This is a genomic window from Candidatus Hydrogenedentota bacterium (assembly GCA_035416745.1).
In the GTDB taxonomy this organism is placed as follows: Bacteria; Hydrogenedentota; Hydrogenedentia; order Hydrogenedentales; family SLHB01; genus UBA2224.
This window is the reverse complement of record DAOLNV010000058.1, coordinates 15004-35536: the sequence shown is the minus strand read 5'-3', so window position 1 is coordinate 35536 and position 20533 is coordinate 15004. Positions and strand designations below refer to the sequence as shown.

The 20533-nt window shown below is 62.9% G+C and carries 14 protein-coding genes; 4 read left to right on the top strand and 10 right to left on the bottom strand.

What is annotated here, in order from left to right; genetic code table 11:
* The first annotated feature begins 110 nt into the window (after window positions 1–110).
* Window positions 111–2987 carry a sigma-70 family RNA polymerase sigma factor gene (locus PLJ71_16005; GenBank protein HQM50192.1) on the top strand — a complete coding sequence of 959 codons (2877 nt, stop codon included), beginning with the start codon at window positions 111–113 and terminating at the stop codon, window positions 2985–2987.
* A gap of 80 nt (window positions 2988–3067) precedes the next feature.
* Here the strand turns inward: PLJ71_16005 and PLJ71_16000 are convergent, their stop codons facing one another.
* The 9 genes from PLJ71_16000 to PLJ71_15960 all read right to left on the bottom strand — a co-directional run bounded on the left by PLJ71_16000 (window position 3068) and on the right by PLJ71_15960 (window position 15173).
* On the bottom strand, window positions 3068–4189 hold the full coding sequence (locus PLJ71_16000) for a glycosyltransferase family 1 protein (GenBank protein HQM50191.1): 1122 nt from the start codon (window positions 4187–4189) through the stop codon (window positions 3068–3070).
* Window positions 4189–5358, bottom strand: a complete 1170-nt coding sequence (locus PLJ71_15995) for a glycosyltransferase family 4 protein (protein HQM50190.1) — start codon at window positions 5356–5358, stop codon at window positions 4189–4191. The genes PLJ71_16000 and PLJ71_15995 overlap by 1 nt, the downstream gene beginning before the upstream one ends.
* A 31-nt stretch (window positions 5359–5389) precedes the next feature.
* A complete protein-coding gene (locus PLJ71_15990; GenBank protein ID HQM50189.1) occupies window positions 5390–6916 on the bottom strand; it encodes an O-antigen ligase family protein in 1527 nt (508 codons plus the stop codon).
* On the bottom strand, window positions 6913–8256 hold the full coding sequence (locus PLJ71_15985) for an oligosaccharide flippase family protein (protein ID HQM50188.1): 1344 nt from the start codon (window positions 8254–8256) through the stop codon (window positions 6913–6915). Before PLJ71_15985 ends, PLJ71_15990 begins: the two co-directional genes overlap by 4 nt.
* A 10-nt stretch (window positions 8257–8266) precedes the next feature.
* Window positions 8267–9688: a sugar transferase gene (locus PLJ71_15980; GenBank protein HQM50187.1), complete on the bottom strand. Its 1422-nt coding sequence runs from the start codon at window positions 9686–9688 to the stop codon at window positions 8267–8269.
* A gap of 530 nt (window positions 9689–10218) precedes the next feature.
* Window positions 10219–10404: a type II toxin-antitoxin system HicA family toxin gene (locus PLJ71_15975; protein HQM50186.1), complete on the bottom strand. Its 186-nt coding sequence runs from the start codon at window positions 10402–10404 to the stop codon at window positions 10219–10221.
* A complete protein-coding gene (locus PLJ71_15970; GenBank protein ID HQM50185.1) occupies window positions 10401–10592 on the bottom strand; it encodes a type II toxin-antitoxin system HicB family antitoxin in 192 nt (63 codons plus the stop codon). The genes PLJ71_15975 and PLJ71_15970 overlap by 4 nt, the downstream gene beginning before the upstream one ends.
* Window positions 10593–10604: 12 nt before the next feature.
* A complete protein-coding gene (locus PLJ71_15965; protein HQM50184.1) occupies window positions 10605–14051 on the bottom strand; it encodes a hypothetical protein in 3447 nt (1148 codons plus the stop codon).
* 36 nt (window positions 14052–14087) lie between these two features.
* The gene (locus PLJ71_15960) at window positions 14088–15173 is read right to left on the bottom strand and encodes a Gfo/Idh/MocA family oxidoreductase (GenBank protein HQM50183.1); all 1086 of its coding nucleotides are present in this window, start codon (window positions 15171–15173) and stop codon (window positions 14088–14090) included.
* A 388-nt stretch (window positions 15174–15561) separates the two neighbouring features.
* On the opposite strand from PLJ71_15960, the gene PLJ71_15955 reads away from it, so the two are divergent.
* The 3 genes from PLJ71_15955 to PLJ71_15945 all read left to right on the top strand — a co-directional run bounded on the left by PLJ71_15955 (window position 15562) and on the right by PLJ71_15945 (window position 19536).
* Window positions 15562–16929: a right-handed parallel beta-helix repeat-containing protein gene (locus tag PLJ71_15955; protein HQM50182.1), complete on the top strand. Its 1368-nt coding sequence runs from the start codon at window positions 15562–15564 to the stop codon at window positions 16927–16929.
* A gap of 287 nt (window positions 16930–17216) precedes the next feature.
* Window positions 17217–18155 carry a 2-oxo acid dehydrogenase subunit E2 gene (locus tag PLJ71_15950; GenBank protein HQM50181.1) on the top strand — a complete coding sequence of 313 codons (939 nt, stop codon included), beginning with the start codon at window positions 17217–17219 and terminating at the stop codon, window positions 18153–18155.
* Window positions 18156–18168: 13 nt separating this feature from the next.
* A complete protein-coding gene (locus tag PLJ71_15945) occupies window positions 18169–19536 on the top strand; it encodes a hypothetical protein (protein HQM50180.1) in 1368 nt (455 codons plus the stop codon).
* Between the two features lie 11 nt (window positions 19537–19547).
* Here PLJ71_15945 and pfkA read toward each other — a convergent pair whose 3' ends face one another.
* Complete coding sequence (gene pfkA / locus PLJ71_15940) at window positions 19548–20519, bottom strand: 6-phosphofructokinase (protein HQM50179.1); 972 nt, start codon at window positions 20517–20519, stop codon at window positions 19548–19550.
* Between the last annotated feature and the right edge of the window lie 14 nt (window positions 20520–20533).

Below are 20533 nucleotides of genomic sequence, written 5' to 3'. Positions count from 1 at the left end.
CGCCGTCCCCGGCGCGACTACGTGTCCCCGCTCACATCCTCTGGCCCGAAACCACCCTCAGCGGCAACATTCCTGTAAAATGGAGCTCTGTAAGCCAGGTTACGAACGCCATGGGAAAAAGCGACGAATATCTGCTGGAACGCTGGCACAATCAGATGGACCCGCAGGCCTTTCGGGAGATTGTGCAGCGTCATGGCTCAGCCGTGTATGCCGTCTGCTGCCGGATGTTGAGAAATCATGCCGACGCCGCCGATGTAACCCAGGAATGCTTTCTGGAGGTGCTCCGCAATCGCGCGGACTCCCCGCCGCGGAAGCTTGGCGCGTGGCTCCACGGCATGGCGACAAACCGCAGCCTCATGCACCTTCGCGCCGGCAAACGCCGACGAACACGCGAAGCCGCCTATGCGGAGCAACAGGTTATGCAAACAGCTTCCGATGAGAGTGAACTGCCGGGCCTTTTGGACGAGGCCATCGAGGACCTCCCCGAGGAACTCCGTGAACCCATTGTCGCGCACTTTCTCTACGGCCGTTCTCACGCATCCATCGCGCGCGAGCTTGGCATTCCCCGCAGGACCGTCAGTAACCGCATCCAGCGGGGCCTGGCGCAAATGGGCGCATTTCTTCGCAGCCGCGGCGTCACGGCCTCCGCAACGGTGCTTGCCGCAGCCCTGGCCGCGGCCAAGGCGAACGCGGCAGCCCTCCCCGGTGCCATCTCCGAATCCCTGGCGAGACACTGCCTGCAGGAAGCCGCATTGACCGCAAGCGGGGCCGCCACGGGCGCCGCGGCAGCAACCAGTGCCGGGGGTCTTCTTGCGGCGAAGCACGTGCTGGCGGCCGTGGCAATCCTCGCGGCCGTGATATCGGGAAGCATCTGGTGGGCCGTGCGCGGCGACGCCGGAGACGTCGCCGCCAACCTGCAGCCACAAGCGGCACAGCCCGCCCCCGCCGCCGAGGCACAGCCGCAGCGTACCGAAGCCGCAACTCCCGCACCCGAACAAACCGGGCCGCAAATGGCACAAACAGCGGCAGCAGAAACATCCGCCGGCAGCCAGGGGTCGATCTCGGGGACGGTCCAAGCCAAGGACGCCGAATACCATACCGAGAAAATACGGAGCGCATTGCAGGCGGCGCTGTCCGGGTCGCAAAGGGAACAGAGCTTCTGGAAGCTGCTGTTCACTGAGAACATCCAGCCCGCCGCGGGCGTGACCGTGGCCCTCGAGGCGAAGGGCGTCCGCCGGGAAGCGCTGACGGATGAGAATGGGCGCTATCAGTTTTCCCAACTTGCCCCCGGCGGCTACGAAATACAGGCGGCGCCGCCTCCGGAAGCGGTCAAGGCTCCGGAGAAAATGCGTCAAGAAGTCACGCTCGGCGAAGCGGAAGCAAAGGAAGGCGTGGACTTCTCGTTCTCGGTGGATACCGTGACCTGCAAGGGCCGGGTCACGAATGCGGCCGGCGACGCGATTCCCGGAGCGCGCGTGGAGGCTGTCCCGCTGGACATCGTTCCCTATTCGGGTGATGACGGGTTTGATCGCATCCGGTCGGCGGCGGTGGAAACCTCCACCGACAATGAGGGGCTTTACGAACTCCGGGGACTTATGCCCGCGGGTTTTCGTGAGGTTGCAGACTATCTGGCGGGCAGCACACACCTTCCGGAGTATGGCCACACCTACACCGTGCGGGCCGCCGCGGATGGCTATGCATCGGTCAAGATTGTGGCGCCTGCTCTCCAGACGGATCTGGTCGAATTCTGCACTGTCATGATCAAACAAGCGGAGAAACTCCCTTTTCCGCAGAAGGTTGGGCTTGCGCCAAACGTGATCCTGCCCGTGGCGCCGGGCAACACGCTTGAAGGCATAAACTTCGTGCTCTTCCCCGAAGCCCGAATCTCGGGGACGGTATCGGATACCCGCGGGCAGGTCCTCCCGGAAGCAAAGGTACGGCTTGCGCCGGAGAAGAAGCACGAAGGCGACCCGGCGGCATTCCTTGCGGAGCCGTTCGTGCCGGACTGGGCAGCCACCGGCGGCCAGGGGACGTTCTTCATCGGGTCCGTGCCCGGAGGAACCTATGTCTTCGAAGTAGACGCCGGGGCGGGCGCCCAGCAGGCCCGTAACGCAGCGCTTTCGGTGCGGCCGGGCGATATCCTGGAGGATGTGCGGGTTGTCGTCGAAGCGGCGGCGGACAGGGGGAGGATCGAGGGCGTGGTCGCGGAAGCCGACACGGGACAGCCCGTGGGCGCTTTTCAGCTCTGGATACTGAAAGTGGACTCGCCGCATGAACCGTCGCCACGCCACGGGAATGTTACACAGGACTCCGGTACGGGCGGTTTCATCATTGACGGGATAACGGCCGGATTGGCGGCTATCGAGGTGAAAGCCGAGGGGTATGCCACGCAACGTCTGGAGGTTCAGGTTGAGCCGGGCCGCACGAGCGCGCTTCGGGTTTCCCTGGCTCGAGAGGGCATGCTGCGCGGCTACGTTACCCGAAACGGCCAGCCCAGTGCCTACGGATATGTCACATTCCCGGGGTGGGAAGGCGCGCCATACGGCGGCACCGGCGAAGACGGGCACTACGAAGTTAAGACGCTTCCGGCGGGGCAATATCTCGTTAAGTACAACATGTGGCTTTATGAAGACCGCCGGGGCGGCGCGCAAGCCGTCTGTTTCCGCGCGGTTGAGGTCCAGGCGGGCCACGCTACCGAGGTCGATGTCCAGTACGACGGCGCCGGCGTTGTCCACGGCGCATTCTCGGGCCCTCCCGATGCGAATTGGCGGGTCGAGTTGCGCGACCTGGCTTCACCCGACGAAACCAGCCTCCGCGCGGGCACGTGGAAATTCGAGAAGAACGCGCGCTACGAAATCCCCGACGTGCCTCCGGGAACCTACCGCGTCGTCGCTTACTGCAACGGTCCCGATGGTACGCCCCGCGAGCAGTCGCAGACGGTGACCCTCGCCGATAACGGTGTTGCGGAAGTGGATTTCTCCTTCTGAAATTGATGGCGGACCGAGCGGACCGCCCGGCCGGGTCGGACACGTCCTTTGGAGGCCTTACAGCCGCAAGAGGGGCGCGGTCACGACTTCACGCCAAGGCATGGCTCTTCGAGCGCCTTGCGGTATCCGGCCACCAGCGCTTTTCCCATGGCCTCGTGCGAGAAGTTGCGCGCGCGCTCGGGGCCCGCTTGCCGCAGACGCTGCTGTTCGTGAACGTCGGTGAGGATGCGGTGAAGCCCCTCCGCGATGGCGTCCGCGTCGAACGGGTCGCAGGTCATGGCCGCGCCGCCCGCCACTTCCGCCAGCGCGCCGGTGTTCGAGGTCAACACCGCCGCGCCGCAAGCCATGGCCTCGGCCACTGGAATCCCGAATCCCTCGTAGATGGACACGTAAACAAATGCCGCCGCTCCCGCGATCAGAGCGGGCAGGTCCGCATCGTCCACATACCCGGTGAACACGATGGCGTCTTCGAGCCCCAGACGGCGCGCGGTTTCGCCGATCGAGCGGGTCATCCAGGCCTCGTGCCCCACAATCGCCAGCCGGTGAGGCAAGCCCTCGTTGCGAACGGCTGCAAAGGCATCGAACAGGCGCTCCAGGTTTTTGCGCGGCTGCAATGCGCCAACATACAAGACATAATCCGCCATGAGGCCATGTTTAGCCCGCACGCGTTCGATGTGCGCAGCGTCGCTCCCGGCGGTAAACCGCGCATGTACCGCGGGAGGCGCCACGTCTATCCGGTCTTCCGGAAACCGGTAGAATTCCATCAGTTCCTGCCGCATCGCCTCCGAAAGCACAAAAACCCGCCGCGCGCGTTTCAATGTTCCGGGGATAAGCGCCTGCAACCGGTAGCGTGTAGACGGCCGAAGCGTCTCGGGGTACCGGTTCCACACGAAATCGTGAATGCTGACGACCACGGGGCACGGACACGCCAGCGGCGCGATGTATTGCGCATGAAAGAGATCGTATTTCCCATGCCGGAGCGCAGACGGCAGATCGAAGACAACGCGCAGCCATGACCGACGCGCCCGCAGGGATTGCGAAGCGATGCCCGGCGGCAGCTCCCCCTCCCAGCCGGGCGCCGTCAGGGCCACGGGTGCAACCGCTGCGCCCTGCAGAGACAACGCATCCAGCAGCGACCGTACGTAGGATTCGTTTCCTCCCGCGCCCGTTCCAAGGGCATGGGCATCGATGGCTACCCGCATTATCTTGCCCGGGTCCGCTCGCGGTATTCCGCAAGGGCTTTTTCGTAGACTTCAGACACCTTTTGAACCATGTTGTCGAGCGTGAAGGACTTCCGGATCCAGTCCGGTCCAGCCGCGCCCATGGCTTGTATGCGCTCGGGATGGTCCACTAGAGACCGGATGGCCTCGGCCAGCTTATCCACGTTGCGCGGCGGAACAAGCAGGCCGGTCTTCCCGACGTCCATCGTTTCACTGGTACCCCCCACGTCCGAGGCGATGACGGGCAAACCGGCCAACTGCGCCTCGAGCACTGCCGTCGGAAACCCCTCGTCCAGGATGGACGGCTGGGCAAACAGGTCCATTGCGCGCAGCGCGCCCGCCAAGTCGTCGTAGAAACCGGTGAAATGCACCCGCCCGCTAATGCCCCGGGCCAGCGCCTGGCGTTCGAGAGACGCGCGCAACGGTCCCTCGCCCACGATCAGCAGATGCAGGTGCGGCGCCGCATCCGCTACGTGATACAGAGCATCCAGCAGAAACGTGTGCCCCTTCTCGACGTAGAGCCGGCTTACCGCGCCAACGACACACGCGTCTCCTGGAATGCCCAAAGCGCGGCGGACCTCGTCGCGCGTCGCGCCCCCCTCGAGTTCCCGGGGGTCCAGCCCCGTGTAGACCACGTTGATGCGGTCTTCGCGGGTGTCGCCCCGCAGGATCTTCCGTTTCATGTCCTCCGATACCGTAATGACCTGGTCCGCGTTCGGCAGGGCAAAACTGCGCTCGACCCAATTGTAGACGTGGCTCCGCAAGGGAAACATGCGGGCCCACCATCCATACGGACTGCACACCACGGCACAGGGCCACCGGTTGCGCCCAACGCCCACAAGGACGTTCGATTGCGGATCATGGCTGTGGATGATATCGATATTGTATTTGTCGATAAGCGACGAGATGGCGTCGCGGGCTTTCCACCAGCCGGTGCGGCTGTGCCACGGCACGCGGTCGGGCGCGACAGGCAGGTCGCGGTTCCTCAAGGCGCGCACGAAGGCATCGTCGCTTTTCGATAGCGTATCAAAAGGAACGCATACGATATTGAACCTGTCCCGGGGAAGATGCCGAAGAAGCAGGAATATGATGGTGTGCGATCCGCCAATGGCCCATGTCCGGACCAGATACAGAACGTTTATGCGCTTCACGGCCAACCTCTCTGTGTGCTTGCCCCCTGCGTCACACTGTTTCGGGGGGGGCGTCCAATGCCGGTCTTGTGACACCTGCGCGCGACTCGGCCATGCCCGCCTTATACAACGGCACGACCGCGGCAATCGCTGCCATCATCCACCAGATCTTTTGTTGCAGCGCATGCAGAAAGAGGGCGCACAACAGAAAACTCAGCAGACTGACCTGAAGCGACATGACCAGGGTAGAAACGCGGCGGTCCCCGGCCTTTGCGTAAAACTGCTCGGCTTTGCGCAGATCGCGCACCATAATACCAAAGAACAAGACCATGAGCCCCAGGCCCACCAGTCCCGTCTCGCTCGCCAGTTGAAGATACATGTTATGCGTGCCGATAATCCGCGGGTCCCAATGCATTTCTTCGACAAGCCAGCGCATGATATGGGCCACTTCCGTGTCCATCTTCACAATGCGCAAACCGTACCCCGACAGTCCTACGCCCCACACGGGTTCCTCGAGCATCATCTCCCACGCGGCGTCTTGCAGTTGCAGGCGGTGGCGCACGGAATCCGATTGAGTGTATTTCTCGATATCCAGAACGCGCTCCTTGTAGGCCGGGGGAAGCGCCATCAACGCGAGCACTATGGCGAACGCCACGTAAGCCAAGCGCGGAGGATTGACCCGAACAAGGCGCCGCACCCCCAACACCGCGAAGATCACGATGCCCACAAGAAACCCCGTCCGCGTGAACGTCAGAATCAGGGCCAGGATCTCGAGGAACACCGCGCTCACGCAGACAGCGCGCCCTTTCCGCGTCTTGGCTACGTCATACCAGTACACGTTCAGCGGCATGATGATGAGAATAATGAGCGCTAACCAGTTGGAGTGGCCCGCGCGCCCGGACACGCGCACCGCCGCGTCGCCGTTCAACGACTCCGGATCGACAAAAGCCCCTTCAACCCCGGCGCCAACGTCCGCAATCGCTGTCTCCGCTTTCAGTTGGAAGGCAGGGATGACGTACTGCGCCACCGCGAATAGCGCCATGGCCACGCCACAGCCCACGATCACCATCGTGAACACGTGAATGCGGCGCTGCGTGTTGAGCAGATTGACCGACAAAATGAAAAAGGCCACCAGCGTCCCCAGACGGAACCACTCCGGCCATTGCAGCCGCCATGTCTCCGACAAAAACACTCCCAGAGCGCTCCACAGAAACAAAGCAAGGAGCGGCACCGATTCCCAGCCGACCCGGATGTGTTCGCGGCGCACAAAGGCGTTCAGCAGCCAGCTCGCGAAGGTCATCGCACCGACTATCTTGGCGCCCGTGATCGGAATGGCCACCCGAATGGACCCAATCACGCCCGACGGGCCCGAAAGCAACAGCAGCGCCGTCGTCAGATAAAGCCCCAGAACAGGCCAGCGCAGGACAAGGGCAAACACGATAAGGCCAAGCTCGGCCAGCAGAGCGTAGGTCCCGCCAATCAAGACGGCCATGCCCGCCAGCACCGCGAGAGCCACAACGCCAGCAATGGCGGCCATGTTCCAGGAAAAAGCTGGCGGTTTCTCGGCGATGACGGTCACGGCAAACGCTCTCCCCTGCCACTCGGCCTTTGCCCGTAATTCCCCGCGGCGCGATACGCGCAAAGGTACGTCAACATCCCTATTGTAACGCGAACCGCGGTAACGGTCCATGCCATTCCGAGTACCCCGTGCTGCCGGGCCGCTGCCGCACCGGCCGCTACGACGCCGGCCAGCTTGAGAGCCTCGAGGGCCGCCACAAAGCCCGAACGGCCCATCCCGTATATGGCGGCGCCCGCCGGGGCCGCGCCAAACGATGCCAGCACGCCCAACGACAAGATGCCGCACAGTACGCCGGCCTCGGCGAACTCGGCGCCGAAGACCGCCGGTACCGCCCACCGCGCCGCCAAATACACCGGGATGCAACCCGCCAGCGCCGCCAGAGTTACCGGCACGAAGCGGTTCAGGAACTGACGGAACGCTCCCCGCGAATCCAGCGCACTCGCCCGGGGAAGCAGGACACTGAACAGCGTCATGATAGCCAGGTCGCCCAGCCGCGCCATGGTGAACGCCGCCACATACTGGCCAATCGCTCTGCCCGCCACTCCCACCATGCCCAGGATGAAGACGTCCGCCCGTTGCGCGAGGGCCGTGCAGGCCGCGGCCACCATCACCCATCCCGCGAAACGAAGCGGCTCCCGGAGCGAAACCGCCTCCGAGGAGCATTTGCGAAACACAGCGCGCGGCAGCCGGGCATACCCTCCAACCGCCACCAGCGCCGAACTGGCCACATAGGCGCTCAACAGGAGGGACGCGGAAGGCGCTGGTACAGCCGCAAGCACGCACGCCACCAGCACCAGCCGCAGCGCGCTGTTCGCAAACTCGAGCAGCGCGTACCGGGCCATCCGCAGGTACGCCTGATAGTAGGCTTGGACAAACCCCAGCAGGGTGACCACCGCCGCCCCTGCAAACGCGAGCACTACGCCGCCCGCACCGTCCCAACGCCCCGACGAGGGCGCGATCACATACGACAATACCGGCTGCGCCAGCAACGCGCCGAACACGAGCACCCCGAGCGCCACAACGAGCTTTGCGCGGAACATCCGCTGAAAATAGGGCAGCGCGCCGTCGAGCTCGGGGGTGATCTTCTGCGCCGCGAACCGCACCAGCGTGGCGTCAAGCGCCGGGCCCGCCAAACCCGCCGCCACGTCCATAACGGCCAGCAGCAATCCGAGACGGCCCAGGACAGCATCGCCCAGCAGCCTCCCTACCAGAGCCGTCGCGGCAAACGCGAGACCGGCTGCACCCACCCGAAGCAACAGGACGAGTCCGAATGCGCGGGTCCACGCGCCCGCTCGCGGGGACGGGTTTGGTGTGCGCGCGCTGTCGGCAGTGCCGTTCACGCCGCCCGCGCTAGCGCGCTCCTTTTCCCAGCAGCACGACCCGGACGGTCAATAGCATGATGTGGAAATCGGTCATGAGCGACCATTCGTCGATGTAGGCCAAGTCCATGGCCACCCAATCCTCGAAGCTCACGTCGCTGCGGCCGCTCACCTGCTGGAGGCCCGTGAGCCCCGGCCGTATGCTGAGCCGCCGCCGCTGTTCCCACGTGTATTGTTCGACCTCGGACGGAATCGGCGGGCGCGGGCCCACAAGACTCATATGCCCCAGCCACACATTGATGAACTGCGGAAGCTCATCGATACTCAGCTTTCGAAGCAAGGAGCCCACGCGCGTCACCCGGGGATCGCGGCGCATCTTGAAGACCGGGCCATCGGCCTCGTTCAGGGCCTCGAGTTCCCTCTTGCGCTCCTCGGCATCCGCAACCATCGAACGGAATTTGTAAATGTTGAACCGACGGCCGTTCTGCCCCACGCGCTCCTGTTTGAAGAAGACCGGACCCCTCGAGTCCAGCTTAATCAGGATGGCCACAATGGGAAACAGCCACCATCCAATCGCCAACAGGGCCAGCGACGCCACCGTGAAATCCAGTATCCGCTTGATTGCCAGGCGCCCGAGGGCCTCCGGCGTGGTTGATAGCGACAACAGAGGCAGATCATCCAGATGCGAGAGATGGCTCCGGGCAAGCCGCAACGGAAACAGCTCGGCAACCAGCCGCACCGGCAAACCAACGCCCTCGCATTGGAAAGCAATCCTGCGAATCGTCTCGTAATGCGACCGCACCGGCAAACAAATATAGACCTCGTCGATCACATCGCTCAGCAGCATCTTGTCCAATTGTTCGCAATTCCCGAGGTATTCGACGTGATGGGGCTCAAAGACTTTGCGCCGCCCGGGGTCGTCGTCCACAAAACCCACCACATGATACCCATACTGTAAATGACTCTGGATGAGCTCGAGGAGCCTCCGGGAACGCTCATTCGCCCCGACAACCACGATCCGGCGAAAGTTGAAGCCCTGTTTCCGCGCGTATTCCAGGAACACACGCAACGCCACCCGAAAGCCTAGGACAAGCACCAGTGCAAGAATGCCAAATGCCAGGAAAAACTCGCGTCCCACCCCGTGCCGCGTGAAGAACGTGATGACAAACCCGCTGAAGATCAAGGCGATGGCAACCGATTTCACCACCGACAGAACCAACCGCTTGAAATTGCTCTCGCGCGGAAATGAAAAGAGCTTCTGATCGGTTGCAGCCCCCCACCATACGAGAATGTACACGCAGAAATACGGGAGATTGCCGCGTGCAAATTCCAGAAACGACTGCTCTTCCGGACGCAGCACAAAAACCGCCGCCGCGAACGCAACCGCCGCGCACGCGACGTCGCAAAGCCCTACCGCCAGTGTGATCAGCCGTGACCGGCGACGAACTTCCATAGGTCCCCTTCCGACCGCCCAACACGCATGTTATATCCCCGCCACAGATGGGGACGTTTTGACATCAGCTTAATGCAGTTCAAACAGCCTGTCAAGGTTTGCCCCCGAACCCGTGCCGCTTTAATTATTTGACAGATAATAACTTAGGCGGCGAAAACCGTCGAGTGGCGTTCGCGTGTGCCCTATTTCCTCTTCGTGTCCGGGGGCAGCTCCGCCGCGTCACGGAGCACGCCGCGTTCCAGGAGCTTGACGCACACGGGGGGTCTGTCATCCGGGAGATCGGTAAGAGAAAACCGAGCCGCGCCCGGAAGAGGTTTCCCTGGCTGTCGCGAACACGGATGCGAACAACATGAAACCAGGGATGATCAAGCCCATGCCAACGTAGTACGCCGCTCCTGGCAGCGTCGAAATCTGCCCGGTCATGACACCCGGCCCACTGATCATCTAGCCGCGTTCATCATGGCAGATGTGAAAAGGGGTAGACGGAAACGCACGCGCCCGAAGTGCGGTCAAAGAAGGTGACTGCCAGCTCATTTTTCCTCGTTCGAAAGATCACGAATCACCTTCTTCGCAAGGACCTCATTGATCTCCTGATGGCGTGGTATGGGTTGTGTCATGCCCGTGGTTGGATTGTGGTATACATCGTGTTTCGCGCCGTGGCGGAGGAGAACACACCCGAAACCTTCAATTATCCTGATCAAGTCCTTTCGCTTCATCCGACTTCGATCTCTACCACCTTCCTGATTCCCGGGAGTTCGCCGCGGCTGAATTCCCTGTAAAGATCAGCGAGATGCTCTATCAGGTCGTCGAGAGTCTCGCCTTGGGTCCAGTGGTCGGGATATTCGTTGAGATAACCGAGGTACTTACCGTCCGGTTCTTTCCAGTAGGTGACTTTTTGTTTCATAGCGGCCTCCAATCAAAGTATACCAGACTTCGAAGATGGCACCGCCACTGCATCCACCAGAACGCCACCGTTCATGAGCTTGATACACACTGCGGGTCTGTCCATTGGCAATTCCGCACGCACGAATCCCGCGGTGCTCTCAACAATCGGGGCTTCGGCCAAGCGCAATCCCCGCGCGTCGCACACAGCCACCCGGGCCCCTTCCGGAACATCCCCCGCCACGGAAACAACGATATCAGCCCCATCCGACTGGACGCTGATGCGTTTGGGAAAACGCGCAATGCACGTTACGCCGCCGCGTTCGAGAAAGACGTCTACGACGGCGCCGCGCCCGTCCGCGACCGGCTCAAGTTCGCGGCCGTGAAGCAGGTCGAACAGATGTTCATCACTGGCCAGGTCCAGCGCGAGGACCGGTCCGAAGAAGCTCATCCCCGTCGCGTTGTAGAGAGTGTGGATGGTTTTGGGTCCCGCGCCGAACCGGTTGGCGTAAATGTGCCGGGCCAAGGTTGGCGCGAGCGGCTCGCAGGGAGCGCCCTCGAACACGTCTATGTTCTCGCGGAGCACGGCGTCCATATCCTCGGGATAATACGCGCCGAACGACGCGACGCCGTTCCAGAGACGCTTGTGGTGGTCGGGGTCGGCCCCGCGGTGGTCCAGTTCGAATGCTTTGCATTCGGGGAAGAAGAAGCGCTGGAGGTTGCACTCGAGGGGCCGCAACGGCGTCGCCTGCACCGTAAGATCGTACGTGATGCACCCTTCCATGCACTGCATGAGATAGTCGTAGCCCGGGTGTTCGGTGGTCAGCACCGAGCCGGGCTTCACCTCGTCCATGGCCCTGCGCACCATCCTGGTGGTTTCGGCAATACACCGCAGCCACTCGGTGCAGCCGGGTTCGGCGAACGTGTGTTTGTGCAGCGTGCTGAAACACGCCGCTCCTCCATGGCCGTATTCGTCGAGGCGGATGCCGTCGGCGTCCGTTTCCTGCATTACCCGGCGCATGGTATCGGCGACGTACTGGCGGTATTCGGCCACCTCGTGGCACATGTTCCACGACTCATAGTTTGTGCTGTACTCCCCGTTTGGCTGCACGATGCCCCAGAGCTTGCCCCATTGCTGGCCGCAGCGGGAGTTGTCGCAGGCCAGAATCGGGTCGGTGTAGAGGGTTACGAGGGGTCCCATGCCGCGGTAGGCCTTGACGGCCTCCTGAAACGCGGGGAGCCCGCCCCAGCGCTGGTTGTAGCCATCGTAATCGCCCCGGTTGATCGGATACATGGTCTTGCCCGTTACGGGATCTTCAACAAAGTACGGCCGGTAGCGGTTGTACGTGGCTTCGCCAAGACGCGCCTCGAGCTGGTCCCACGGCGTGCGCCACGGTCCCAACTCAGACCATTCCCACCACGACATCAACTCGATGCAGTCGCACCGCGGCTGGATGAAATCCGTTCGGTACGCCCCATCGCGAAACAGGGGACTCTGCCCCCATCCCGCCGCGATCATGTTGACCACCCCCCGCAGCGACGACAGCGCCCGGAAGGCCCAGACCTGGTGGCACCATTCGGCGTACGATTTCATGGGACCGCGCCAGTCTCCCGGATGCGCTGAGAGCGCCGCGTCTTTGAGCACAAACGATTCCCCCGGCTGGCGGGTGCGCCGAAGGTACTCGAACGCGAAGCCTGTCCCGGGCGTCTGCGGCAGGTTGGCCGTCCATTTGTATTCGTCGGACGTGGGCGTGTTGGCCGCGTCGCCATTCATCTCGGCCTTGCCGGGAATGTGCTTGCGAAGGGCCAGCACTTTGTGCCGGCCGTCGGCGTCCGTACTGCGGATCGCCAGCCCCGCCCCGCGCGCGGGACTGTACAGATCCATCAATTGATACAGGGCCGCGTGGTCGCCGTAGCCCCGGCGAATCAACGCGGGCGCGCCGGAGAAAATCCCGCCGCCCCACGGGAAGAAATAATAGTCGCCGGCTGGGTCTTCCGATATGGCCAACCCCGAAAGATGCGGAAACGCCGCCTTGAAAACGGCCGCGTGGTCAGAAACGTTGGAGAACGTCAGGCCCATGCGCAATTCCGTGTCGACCCACACCGACAGGGCGGCTGACAGGCCCGAAGGCTCGTGAACGAGCGTCGCCGTGAACCCTTGCCGGTCCGTCATGGGCGGCAACGCGGTGCAAACGAAGTCACGCGACCCCGCGAGCCGGGCGCTCTCGATTTCGACCAGAAACAGGGCGGAATCTCCGGGCGCCCTGACCATTTCCGCCGCGGCCCACTCGTTGTACAGCGAAACCAGGCGCAGCCGCCCATCAGCCAGTTCAAAGCGGCAGGAGAGGCTGTCGTTCTCAAGCAGGGCCCCGGTGGCATCGATGCGGCACGACGCCGCCCGCGCGGCCGCTCCGCCCGCGGGCGGAGCGATTGCGGGCGTCATGTCAACGCGCTCGGGCTGAGGATGATAGCTCTCCGACGCCGTGATCGTGACCGAGCTGACCGGCACGCTCTTATCAAGGCGGATACCTGACGGACGGAACGGCAGCGGCGGGGAAAGCGCCGCTTCAAGGCGGGCGCCCTGGGACGTCAACGAAGGCTCTTTGACAGCGCCGGACTCATCGAGCCAGGACGCCGCAAAACCGGATTCCTGAGTCGTTTCGATGACCACCGTGACCGGTTCAAGCGGATCGATGCGGAGCGGCGCCCATTCCACGCGCGTATCCGCCCCGTGAGACCCCGCGTACGCAATCAGGCCGCGCGTGCCGTCGGTCCTTTGCTCGCCGGGGAGCCAAACCGCCTGCAGGGTGCGTGAACCCGAGAGAAGATACAGCCGCACCATGTACTCGCCCGCGCCGCCCGGCACCGTAAGCTGATCCTGCCGCCATTCCTGACCCTCGCCGAACCGCACCCAACTGTTGCCGCCCGCCGCGGTGTTGTCGATGCCCAGGTACAAGTAATCATCGGGCTTCTTGCCCTCGGGCGCGGTCATGCGGAAAAGGATTGTGTTCTCGCCCCGCACAAACGCCTCTTTGGGCAGCGGAAAATCGTGCCATCGCATGAACTCGCCCATCGGCAGCTTCTCGTCGTACACCGGCAGGCCGGAGTTCGTCGGGATGCGGTGCGCGACGTCATTAACCACGATTTCAAAGGCCTCGTCGAGACCGTTGGCGGCGGGGAGTTCGCGCCACGAGTAGTCCCGCACACAGAAGTACGCCGACAGCCGCACTTCGGACGCTCCGGCCCACACGTCCTCGGGCACGGCCGACAGGTCCAGCACCTTCTTGGCCCAATAATGCGGTCCGCGCTGGTGGGTGATGCCCATGGTCGAGCCGCCCCAGTTGCCCGACTCGTCCCGCACGACCCAGACGCCTTCGCGTATGGATTCAACCGTGGACGGCGCGGCAAACGCATTGGAAGGCTGCACAAACCCGCTCAGGAGCGCTCCCGTCAGAAGACACCATCTCCAGCGCAGTCCCATGACGATTCTCTCCCGGTTATGGCGAAAAGACGAGTATCACTCTTTTCCCCGCTTTTTCCCGTAGATGTGGGGATTCTGGCGTTGACATTCCTCGATGACCGCGATCTGCTGCCGCACTTGCTGGGGTGTGATTTCGAGGGGCGCGCCCTCGGTCAGGGTCTTGTACAGCATCGAGTAGAAGCCGTGCGAGATTGCGTTGAACAGATTCTGCTTCGACGTGGGCACCTGCCACGTCTTCTGGTGCCACGTAAGGTTGTCCGAGCAGTACGCCGGGTTGCCGGCGCTGTCCGAAAGCGGGCGCCTTTGGAGCCGGAGCTTCGGCGCCTCCTTCGGGATATAGTAACGCCACTCGAGGGCGGTCATGTCCCCCGTAAGTCCCCCTCGGGTGCCGTAAACGTTATAGGTATAAGACGGACACGCGCAGCACGACGAAATCTCGAGGTTGATGATCGGCCGCCCTTTCCCCTCGAGAACGAGCAACACGTGGTCCTCGGCGTCGCCGTAACTGATGGTGCTGCGCATGACGCAAAAGACCTTGGGCATGACGTCCGTGCCAAACAGCTGCAGGGCCTGGTCGAGGGGATGCGGCCCCGTGTTGAGCAGGTTGCCGCCGTCAAACTCCGTGAGCGTCTGCCAGTCGTACCGGCGGCTGAACCCGTTGAACTGAATGTTGATCTGCACGATATCGCCCAGCACCCCCGAATCGATGACCTCACGCACCTTCTGGAAATAGGGCGCGTAACGCGATTGCTGGAAGATCGCGAATACCGTGCCGCTCTTCTTCTGCGCGGCGATAAGCCTGTCGACATCCTTCGCCTTGGCAGCCAAAGGCTTCTCGCAAAGCACATTGAAGCCGGCTTTCAGGAATTCAAGGGTATAGGGCACGTGGAGATGGCTCGGCGTCGCGTTGATGACCAGGTCGATGTCGTCCCGCTCGAGAACGGGTTTATGGTTGCTGTAAGCGTCGCAGCCGAACTCCCGGACTGCTCGGTCCCGGCGCTCTTTCATGGGATCCACCACTGCGGCGATGGTGAATCTCTTCGGCACGTGGCGCAGATACTCGGCATGAATGCTGCGCCCGCTCCGTCCCTGACCCAATATGGCAACCCGGATGGTGTGCATGACTGGTCCCTCTTCTTACACGTACATGGCGCCCCTGGCGATAGAGCATGTAATAGCGATTTCCCCCATCGGGATCAAGTTCATTGACATAACTCTTCGGATACCAGAGAGCGTATCCAAAGAGACGGCCCCGGACCGGCGCACCGGGCTGGCCCGAATGCCCTTCGCGACCGAAGCCGCAGCGTTTGCCTTCTCTCTGGCGTCCACTCGCACCGCCCGCGTCTGCTCCTGCTCGATGAACCGCAACGCGTAGGCCCTGGCTCTTTCTCAGTCTGGTTATCCCACCGGAAGCGTCGCGCCGGATATGCGTTCCCGGCCGCCTCTTGGGTTGCATGTGCGCGGTGCCCGGGATACCATGGGCCGCGGGCGTGCGACAGGAGGAACAATCATGGCGATGGTGGAGGAATTCGGGGCAAGGGGCGACGGCGTCACCGACGATACCCAGGCGCTCCAGCGCGCGGTTGACGAACGCGGGGTGTTGGAATTGGGGAAAGGGTCATACCTCATTTCGGCGCCGCTGGTGCTCGACACCACGCAACGGGGTTATGTGGGCGTGCGGGGCGCGCAAGGGACGTCGCGCCTCGTGATGGCGGGGGCCGGTCCCGCGCTCCGGGTGATCGGGGATCACCGGGGCACGGCTCACCCGGCCAGCTTCGAAGAGCACACCTGGGAACGCGAACGGTTTCCCGTGTTGCAGGGCTTCGAGGTGTACGGCCGGCATGCTCAGGCCGACGGCATCGAACTGTTCCGCACGGTGAAGTGCACGATTCAGAACGTGCTGATTCGCGAGTGCCGCTACGGCATTCATCTGGTTGAACGCAATCGCAACCCGATCATCGCCAATTCGCACATCTACCGGTGCACGGACTCAGGCATTTTTATGGACGCCGTAAACCTGCATCAGGCCATCATTATCGGCAACCAGATCAGCTACTGCTTCCGGGCGGGAATTCGTCAGTTCAACGGGGATGTCCACAACATCCAGATCACCGGAAACGACATCGAGTACAACTCGGGATACGAGGAAGGGTCCAGCGGCGAGATCGTTCTCGAGGTCCCCGACGACGGTCTTATCAGCGAATACACCATTGCGAGCAACACGCTTCAGGCCACGCCCGGCGCCGGAGGGGCGAACATCATCATGACCGGCCGCCCCATGCCCGACGATTCGCCCGTGAGGGTCGTGAGCATCACGGGTAACGTCATTGGCAGCCGCAACAAGAACATCGTGATGCGGTACGCCCAACGCTCGGTCACTATCTCGGGCAACACTATCTACACAGGCGTCGCGGCCAACATCGAGCTTGCCAATTGTGGCGAGGTGGCGATTACCGGGAACACGATCGACGACTCCCCGTGGGAACCGAACGCCAGCGGCGCCGGCGGCGTCCTGCTCGAGGGCTGCCAGAATTGCGCCATTACAGGGAACATCGCGACCGGATTGGCGTACGGCGACGATGCGCGTGGCGGAGCGGTGACGTTGACGCGCTGTTCCGCCGTGGCGGTGTCGGACTGCCAGCTCCTGTCGCCCGCGCACCGGGGAGTTTATCTAGAGTCGGCGAACCTCTGCCGTATCGCCAACAACACCATCATCAACCGCCGCCCGGGGCTTGTCATGAAGACGGGCGTGGAAATCTCGGGCGACAGCCGCGACAATCTCGTTCAGCATAACCAGATTCAGGCGGGTTCGGCGGGGGCCGTGGTCTGCGAAGAAGGGCAGGCTGTCGTCCTCGACAACATGATCCTGGCCGGCTAGGGCATCCCCCTTCCGGCAATGTTCCGGCCTGAGAACCAGCATCAGCGCCCGGAAGGCTGGTCTGAAGAACCTGCCCCTGTCCTGTGCTGTCCGCCCTTGAAAAAGCGGTATGCCTTACGGGTCTCATTGGTCTTGTTCGGGAAGCGAACACCCCGCACGGAGGCCGGTTTTGGTATAGTGAGCTGCGGAGAGATCGGCGGCCGCGCGGCGTTCGCTGTTGCGTGCCGGGGCGGGGGACGGACAAGAAGAATGACCGGTGGCGGTCGTAGTTCAAAAGGGGGGCGCTGATGAATCTGCCCAAGGGTGTTGCTGTAAAAGAGGTCATTTCTTTCGATGTCTTCCGCAAGGCAGTCGCCTATAAGACGACCGAGAGCTGGCGAACCGTTCCTCACGCGGCGGTCCAGGTGGACCTCGACGTAACGGAGGTCATGGGGTGTCTCGAGAAGGCCAAGCGAGACCCCGCGTATGCCGGCGTCAACGTAACTCTCAACACGGTCATGCTGAAGGTCGTCACGGAAGGGCTCAAGGCGTCGCCCCGCATGAACGCCCATCTCCGGTACAATCCCAAGAACACCGTAGGCGAATTGATCGTTTTCGACGACATAAACATCGCCGTGCCTTTTCTGACCGATGATTCCCGTATGGTTACGCCGGTCCTGAAGAAGGCGGGAGAGAAATCGCTTCGGGAATTGTGCCTCGCGATGGCCGACCTGCGGCGGCGCGTCGCGAACACCAATTTCGAGTTGCTGCTCCTCGAGGCGGGCCACCGCGACACCCTCGAGCACCTTCGGCGAGGCCGCCTGGGCGTCTTGCGGCGCCTGTATGCGAATGTGTACGGCCCCCGGCGGCTTAGCTTTCCCTCCAAGAGCGAGCGCAGGGCCTACGGGCAGATTCCCGAGAAAGACCGCCTGACGCCCGACGACCTTTTGACGGCCACAACGCTTGTAACGAATCTCGGGAGCGTGATGCGGGAGTTGCCCGCCCGGATTGCGCTTCTTGAAGTTATCCCGCCGCAGGTGGCGGCGTTCGGCCTGTGTGCCGCGCGCAAGCAGCCGGTGGCCGTCCAAGATGCCCAGGGCAAGGACGCGGTTGCTATCCGCTGGATCATGCCCGTGACCGGGGCGGCCGATCACCGGGCCCTCGACTTCGCCGAGGCCTCGGCATTTGTCAAACGGGTGATGGGACTGTGCGCCAAGCCGGACGAATTGTTCCCGGGGCTCGCCTGAGGAGGGTTTGGGTATGGGGAAGCTGGCGAGGTTTCTCTTGCGGTTCGCGGTGTGCGCCGCTCTTGCGGGAGCGCCCGAAGTGCCCGCCGCTGAGACCCGGCAGAATCCCCCGCTTTCCGGTAAAACGCTGGGCACCATCTTCAACAACGACCTAAACAACATTCTCTATGCTCTTGACGGCAGCAACACCACGCCGAAACAATACCAGGCCGTCGTGCAAGCCATTCTCGACATGCAGCCGGGAGTGCTGGCCCAAAATGTGGGTTTGCCCGATCCGGTCATCTATCCCACGGCTGTTGGAACCACGTTCGACAAGTATCTTGTCGAGGTGAGCCGCATGACGTGGCCGGAGAACGGCGGCGCCGACGCCGAACGCCAGCGCGACGCCCTGCGCAGCCTCTTCGCGGCGGAAACCGATCCGCTGACGCTCACCATTGAAGCCTGCCGGGCGCGGGGCCTTGCGATCGTGGCGAGTTTCCGCATGAACGCCGAAGACTGGTACGACAACACGTATCTTCTGTCAGACTTCGGCCGCGCCCATCCGGAATACCGCATTTCCGGCGCGGGGAATCTCGATCCGGCCGTTGATGAGGTGTATGCGCATCGCATGGCGCTTCTCACAGAGGCCGCGCAGCGATACGATGTCGACGGGCTCGAACTCGATTTCCGGCGCTGGTACCGGATGGTGTCAAACCCGCTTGAAAACCACACCGTATTGACCCGGATGGTGCGCGATACGCGGAAGATGCTCGACGAAACCGCGCGGATGAAGAAAAGGGACAAGCTGCTGCTGGGAGTGCGTGTCGGGCCTTCCCTTGATAGCGAGCCAAGCCCGTACCTGTTCCCCGGCATCTTCTACGCGGAGAAACCCACCAACGCGTCGTGCAAGGAACTGGGTCTCGATGTGGCGGCATGGTTTCGCGACGGGCTGGTCGACTATGTGTGCCCGTCGCTGTTCCTTGCCACGCTTCCGGGGGAACCGTTGACGCAGGAGTTCGCCAAGCTGGCCGAAGGTACGCAGGCGGGCGTCTATCCGACGTTGTGGCCGCATGCCGCATGGATGCACGGCATCGGGGAACGGCGCGTCGAACGCGGCGATGACAAGGCGCTGGCGCTATACAAACACGATCTGTGCCAAACTGTGCTCGACATGTACCGTCACGGCGCGGACGGCATCAGCACGTTCAATTGGTACGCGCATCTGCGCAACGCCAACGTGCCTCATTTGTGGACCGACGGCGAAGGGGCCGCCGGCGCGGGCGCCGAGGCCGTCCAGACCTACGCTTATCCCCTGCTGCGGGATCCGGACTCGATCGAGGAATACCTTCGCCGCCCTTGGGCGATTCCCCCGGAGCCGGGGAATCCCGACGCAAAGAGATAACCCCGCGCCGGTCAGGTGGCGAGAATCCGGGCAACCCGGCTGAGTTGCGGGTCAAACTGGGTCCTGCATTCCCAAGCCTCCTGAAAGGGACGAAGCACGACGTTGTTGGCGTTGATGCCGACCATCTTCCCGGTGACGCCTTCCATCAGCGCTTCCACGGCGCGCACGCCCAGGCGGCTGGCCAATATCCGGTCGAAGGCGGTGGGCGAACCACCGCGCTGGAGATGACCAATAACGACGACCCGGCTGTCGGGAATCTTGGCCAGGGCGTCTACCTGTTTGGCAACCTGTATGGCATTGCCCAGTTCGTCGCCCTCGGCCACAACAATGATTGCCGATTGTTTGCCCTTTCGGCGGTTGAGATCGATGTGTTCCACGAGCGTTTCGATGCTGGTGGGCGTCTCGGGAACGAGGATGTCCTCCGCCCCGCCGGCGATGCCGCTCATCATCGCGAGGTAACCGCTGCGACGGCCCATGACTTCCACAAAGAAGATGCGCTCGTGAGACTCGGCGGTGTCGCGGATGCGGTCGATGGCTTCGAGCGCGACGTTGAGCGCGGTGTCATAGCCGATGGTGAAATCGGTGCCGCCGATATCGTTGTCGATGGTTCCGGGCAGTCCCACACAGCTGATGCCGTGCTCCTCATGAAGCTTGAGCGCGCCGCGGTAGGTGCCGTCGCCGCCGATGACGACCAGGCCTTCGATGCCGTGCTCAGCGAGGGTTTTGGCGGCTCGTGCGCGGCCCGCTGTTTCGTGGAACTCGCTGCACCGTGCCGTGCGCAGAATGGTGCCGCCGCGGTTGATGATGCCGCTGACGGAGCGGGCGCCGATTTCGGCGACCTCGCCGTCGATCAAGCCTTGGTAGCCGCGGTAGATTCCAAACATCTTCAGGTCATGATATGCGGCGGTGCGCACCACGGCGCGAATGGCCGCGTTCATGCCGGGCGCGTCGCCTCCGCTTGTCAGCACTCCGATGCGTTTCATGAGCGATTCCTCGA

Coding starts and splice junctions, on each gene's coding strand:
- PLJ71_16005 (HQM50192.1), top strand. CDS start 111: ATGGGAAAAAGCGACGAATATCTGCTGGAACGCTGGCACAATCAGATG.
- PLJ71_16000 (HQM50191.1), bottom strand. CDS start 4,189: ATGCGGGTAGCCATCGATGCCCATGCCCTTGGAACGGGCGCGGGAGGA.
- PLJ71_15980 (HQM50187.1), bottom strand. CDS start 9,688: ATGGAAGTTCGTCGCCGGTCACGGCTGATCACACTGGCGGTAGGGCTT.
- PLJ71_15975 (HQM50186.1), bottom strand. CDS start 10,404: ATGAAGCGAAAGGACTTGATCAGGATAATTGAAGGTTTCGGGTGTGTT.
- PLJ71_15970 (HQM50185.1), bottom strand. CDS start 10,592: ATGAAACAAAAAGTCACCTACTGGAAAGAACCGGACGGTAAGTACCTC.
- PLJ71_15965 (HQM50184.1), bottom strand. CDS start 14,051: ATGGGACTGCGCTGGAGATGGTGTCTTCTGACGGGAGCGCTCCTGAGC.
- PLJ71_15960 (HQM50183.1), bottom strand. CDS start 15,173: ATGCACACCATCCGGGTTGCCATATTGGGTCAGGGACGGAGCGGGCGC.
- PLJ71_15955 (HQM50182.1), top strand. CDS start 15,562: ATGGCGATGGTGGAGGAATTCGGGGCAAGGGGCGACGGCGTCACCGAC.
- PLJ71_15950 (HQM50181.1), top strand. CDS start 17,217: ATGAATCTGCCCAAGGGTGTTGCTGTAAAAGAGGTCATTTCTTTCGAT.
- PLJ71_15945 (HQM50180.1), top strand. CDS start 18,169: ATGGGGAAGCTGGCGAGGTTTCTCTTGCGGTTCGCGGTGTGCGCCGCT.
- pfkA (HQM50179.1), bottom strand. CDS start 20,519: ATGAAACGCATCGGAGTGCTGACAAGCGGAGGCGACGCGCCCGGCATG.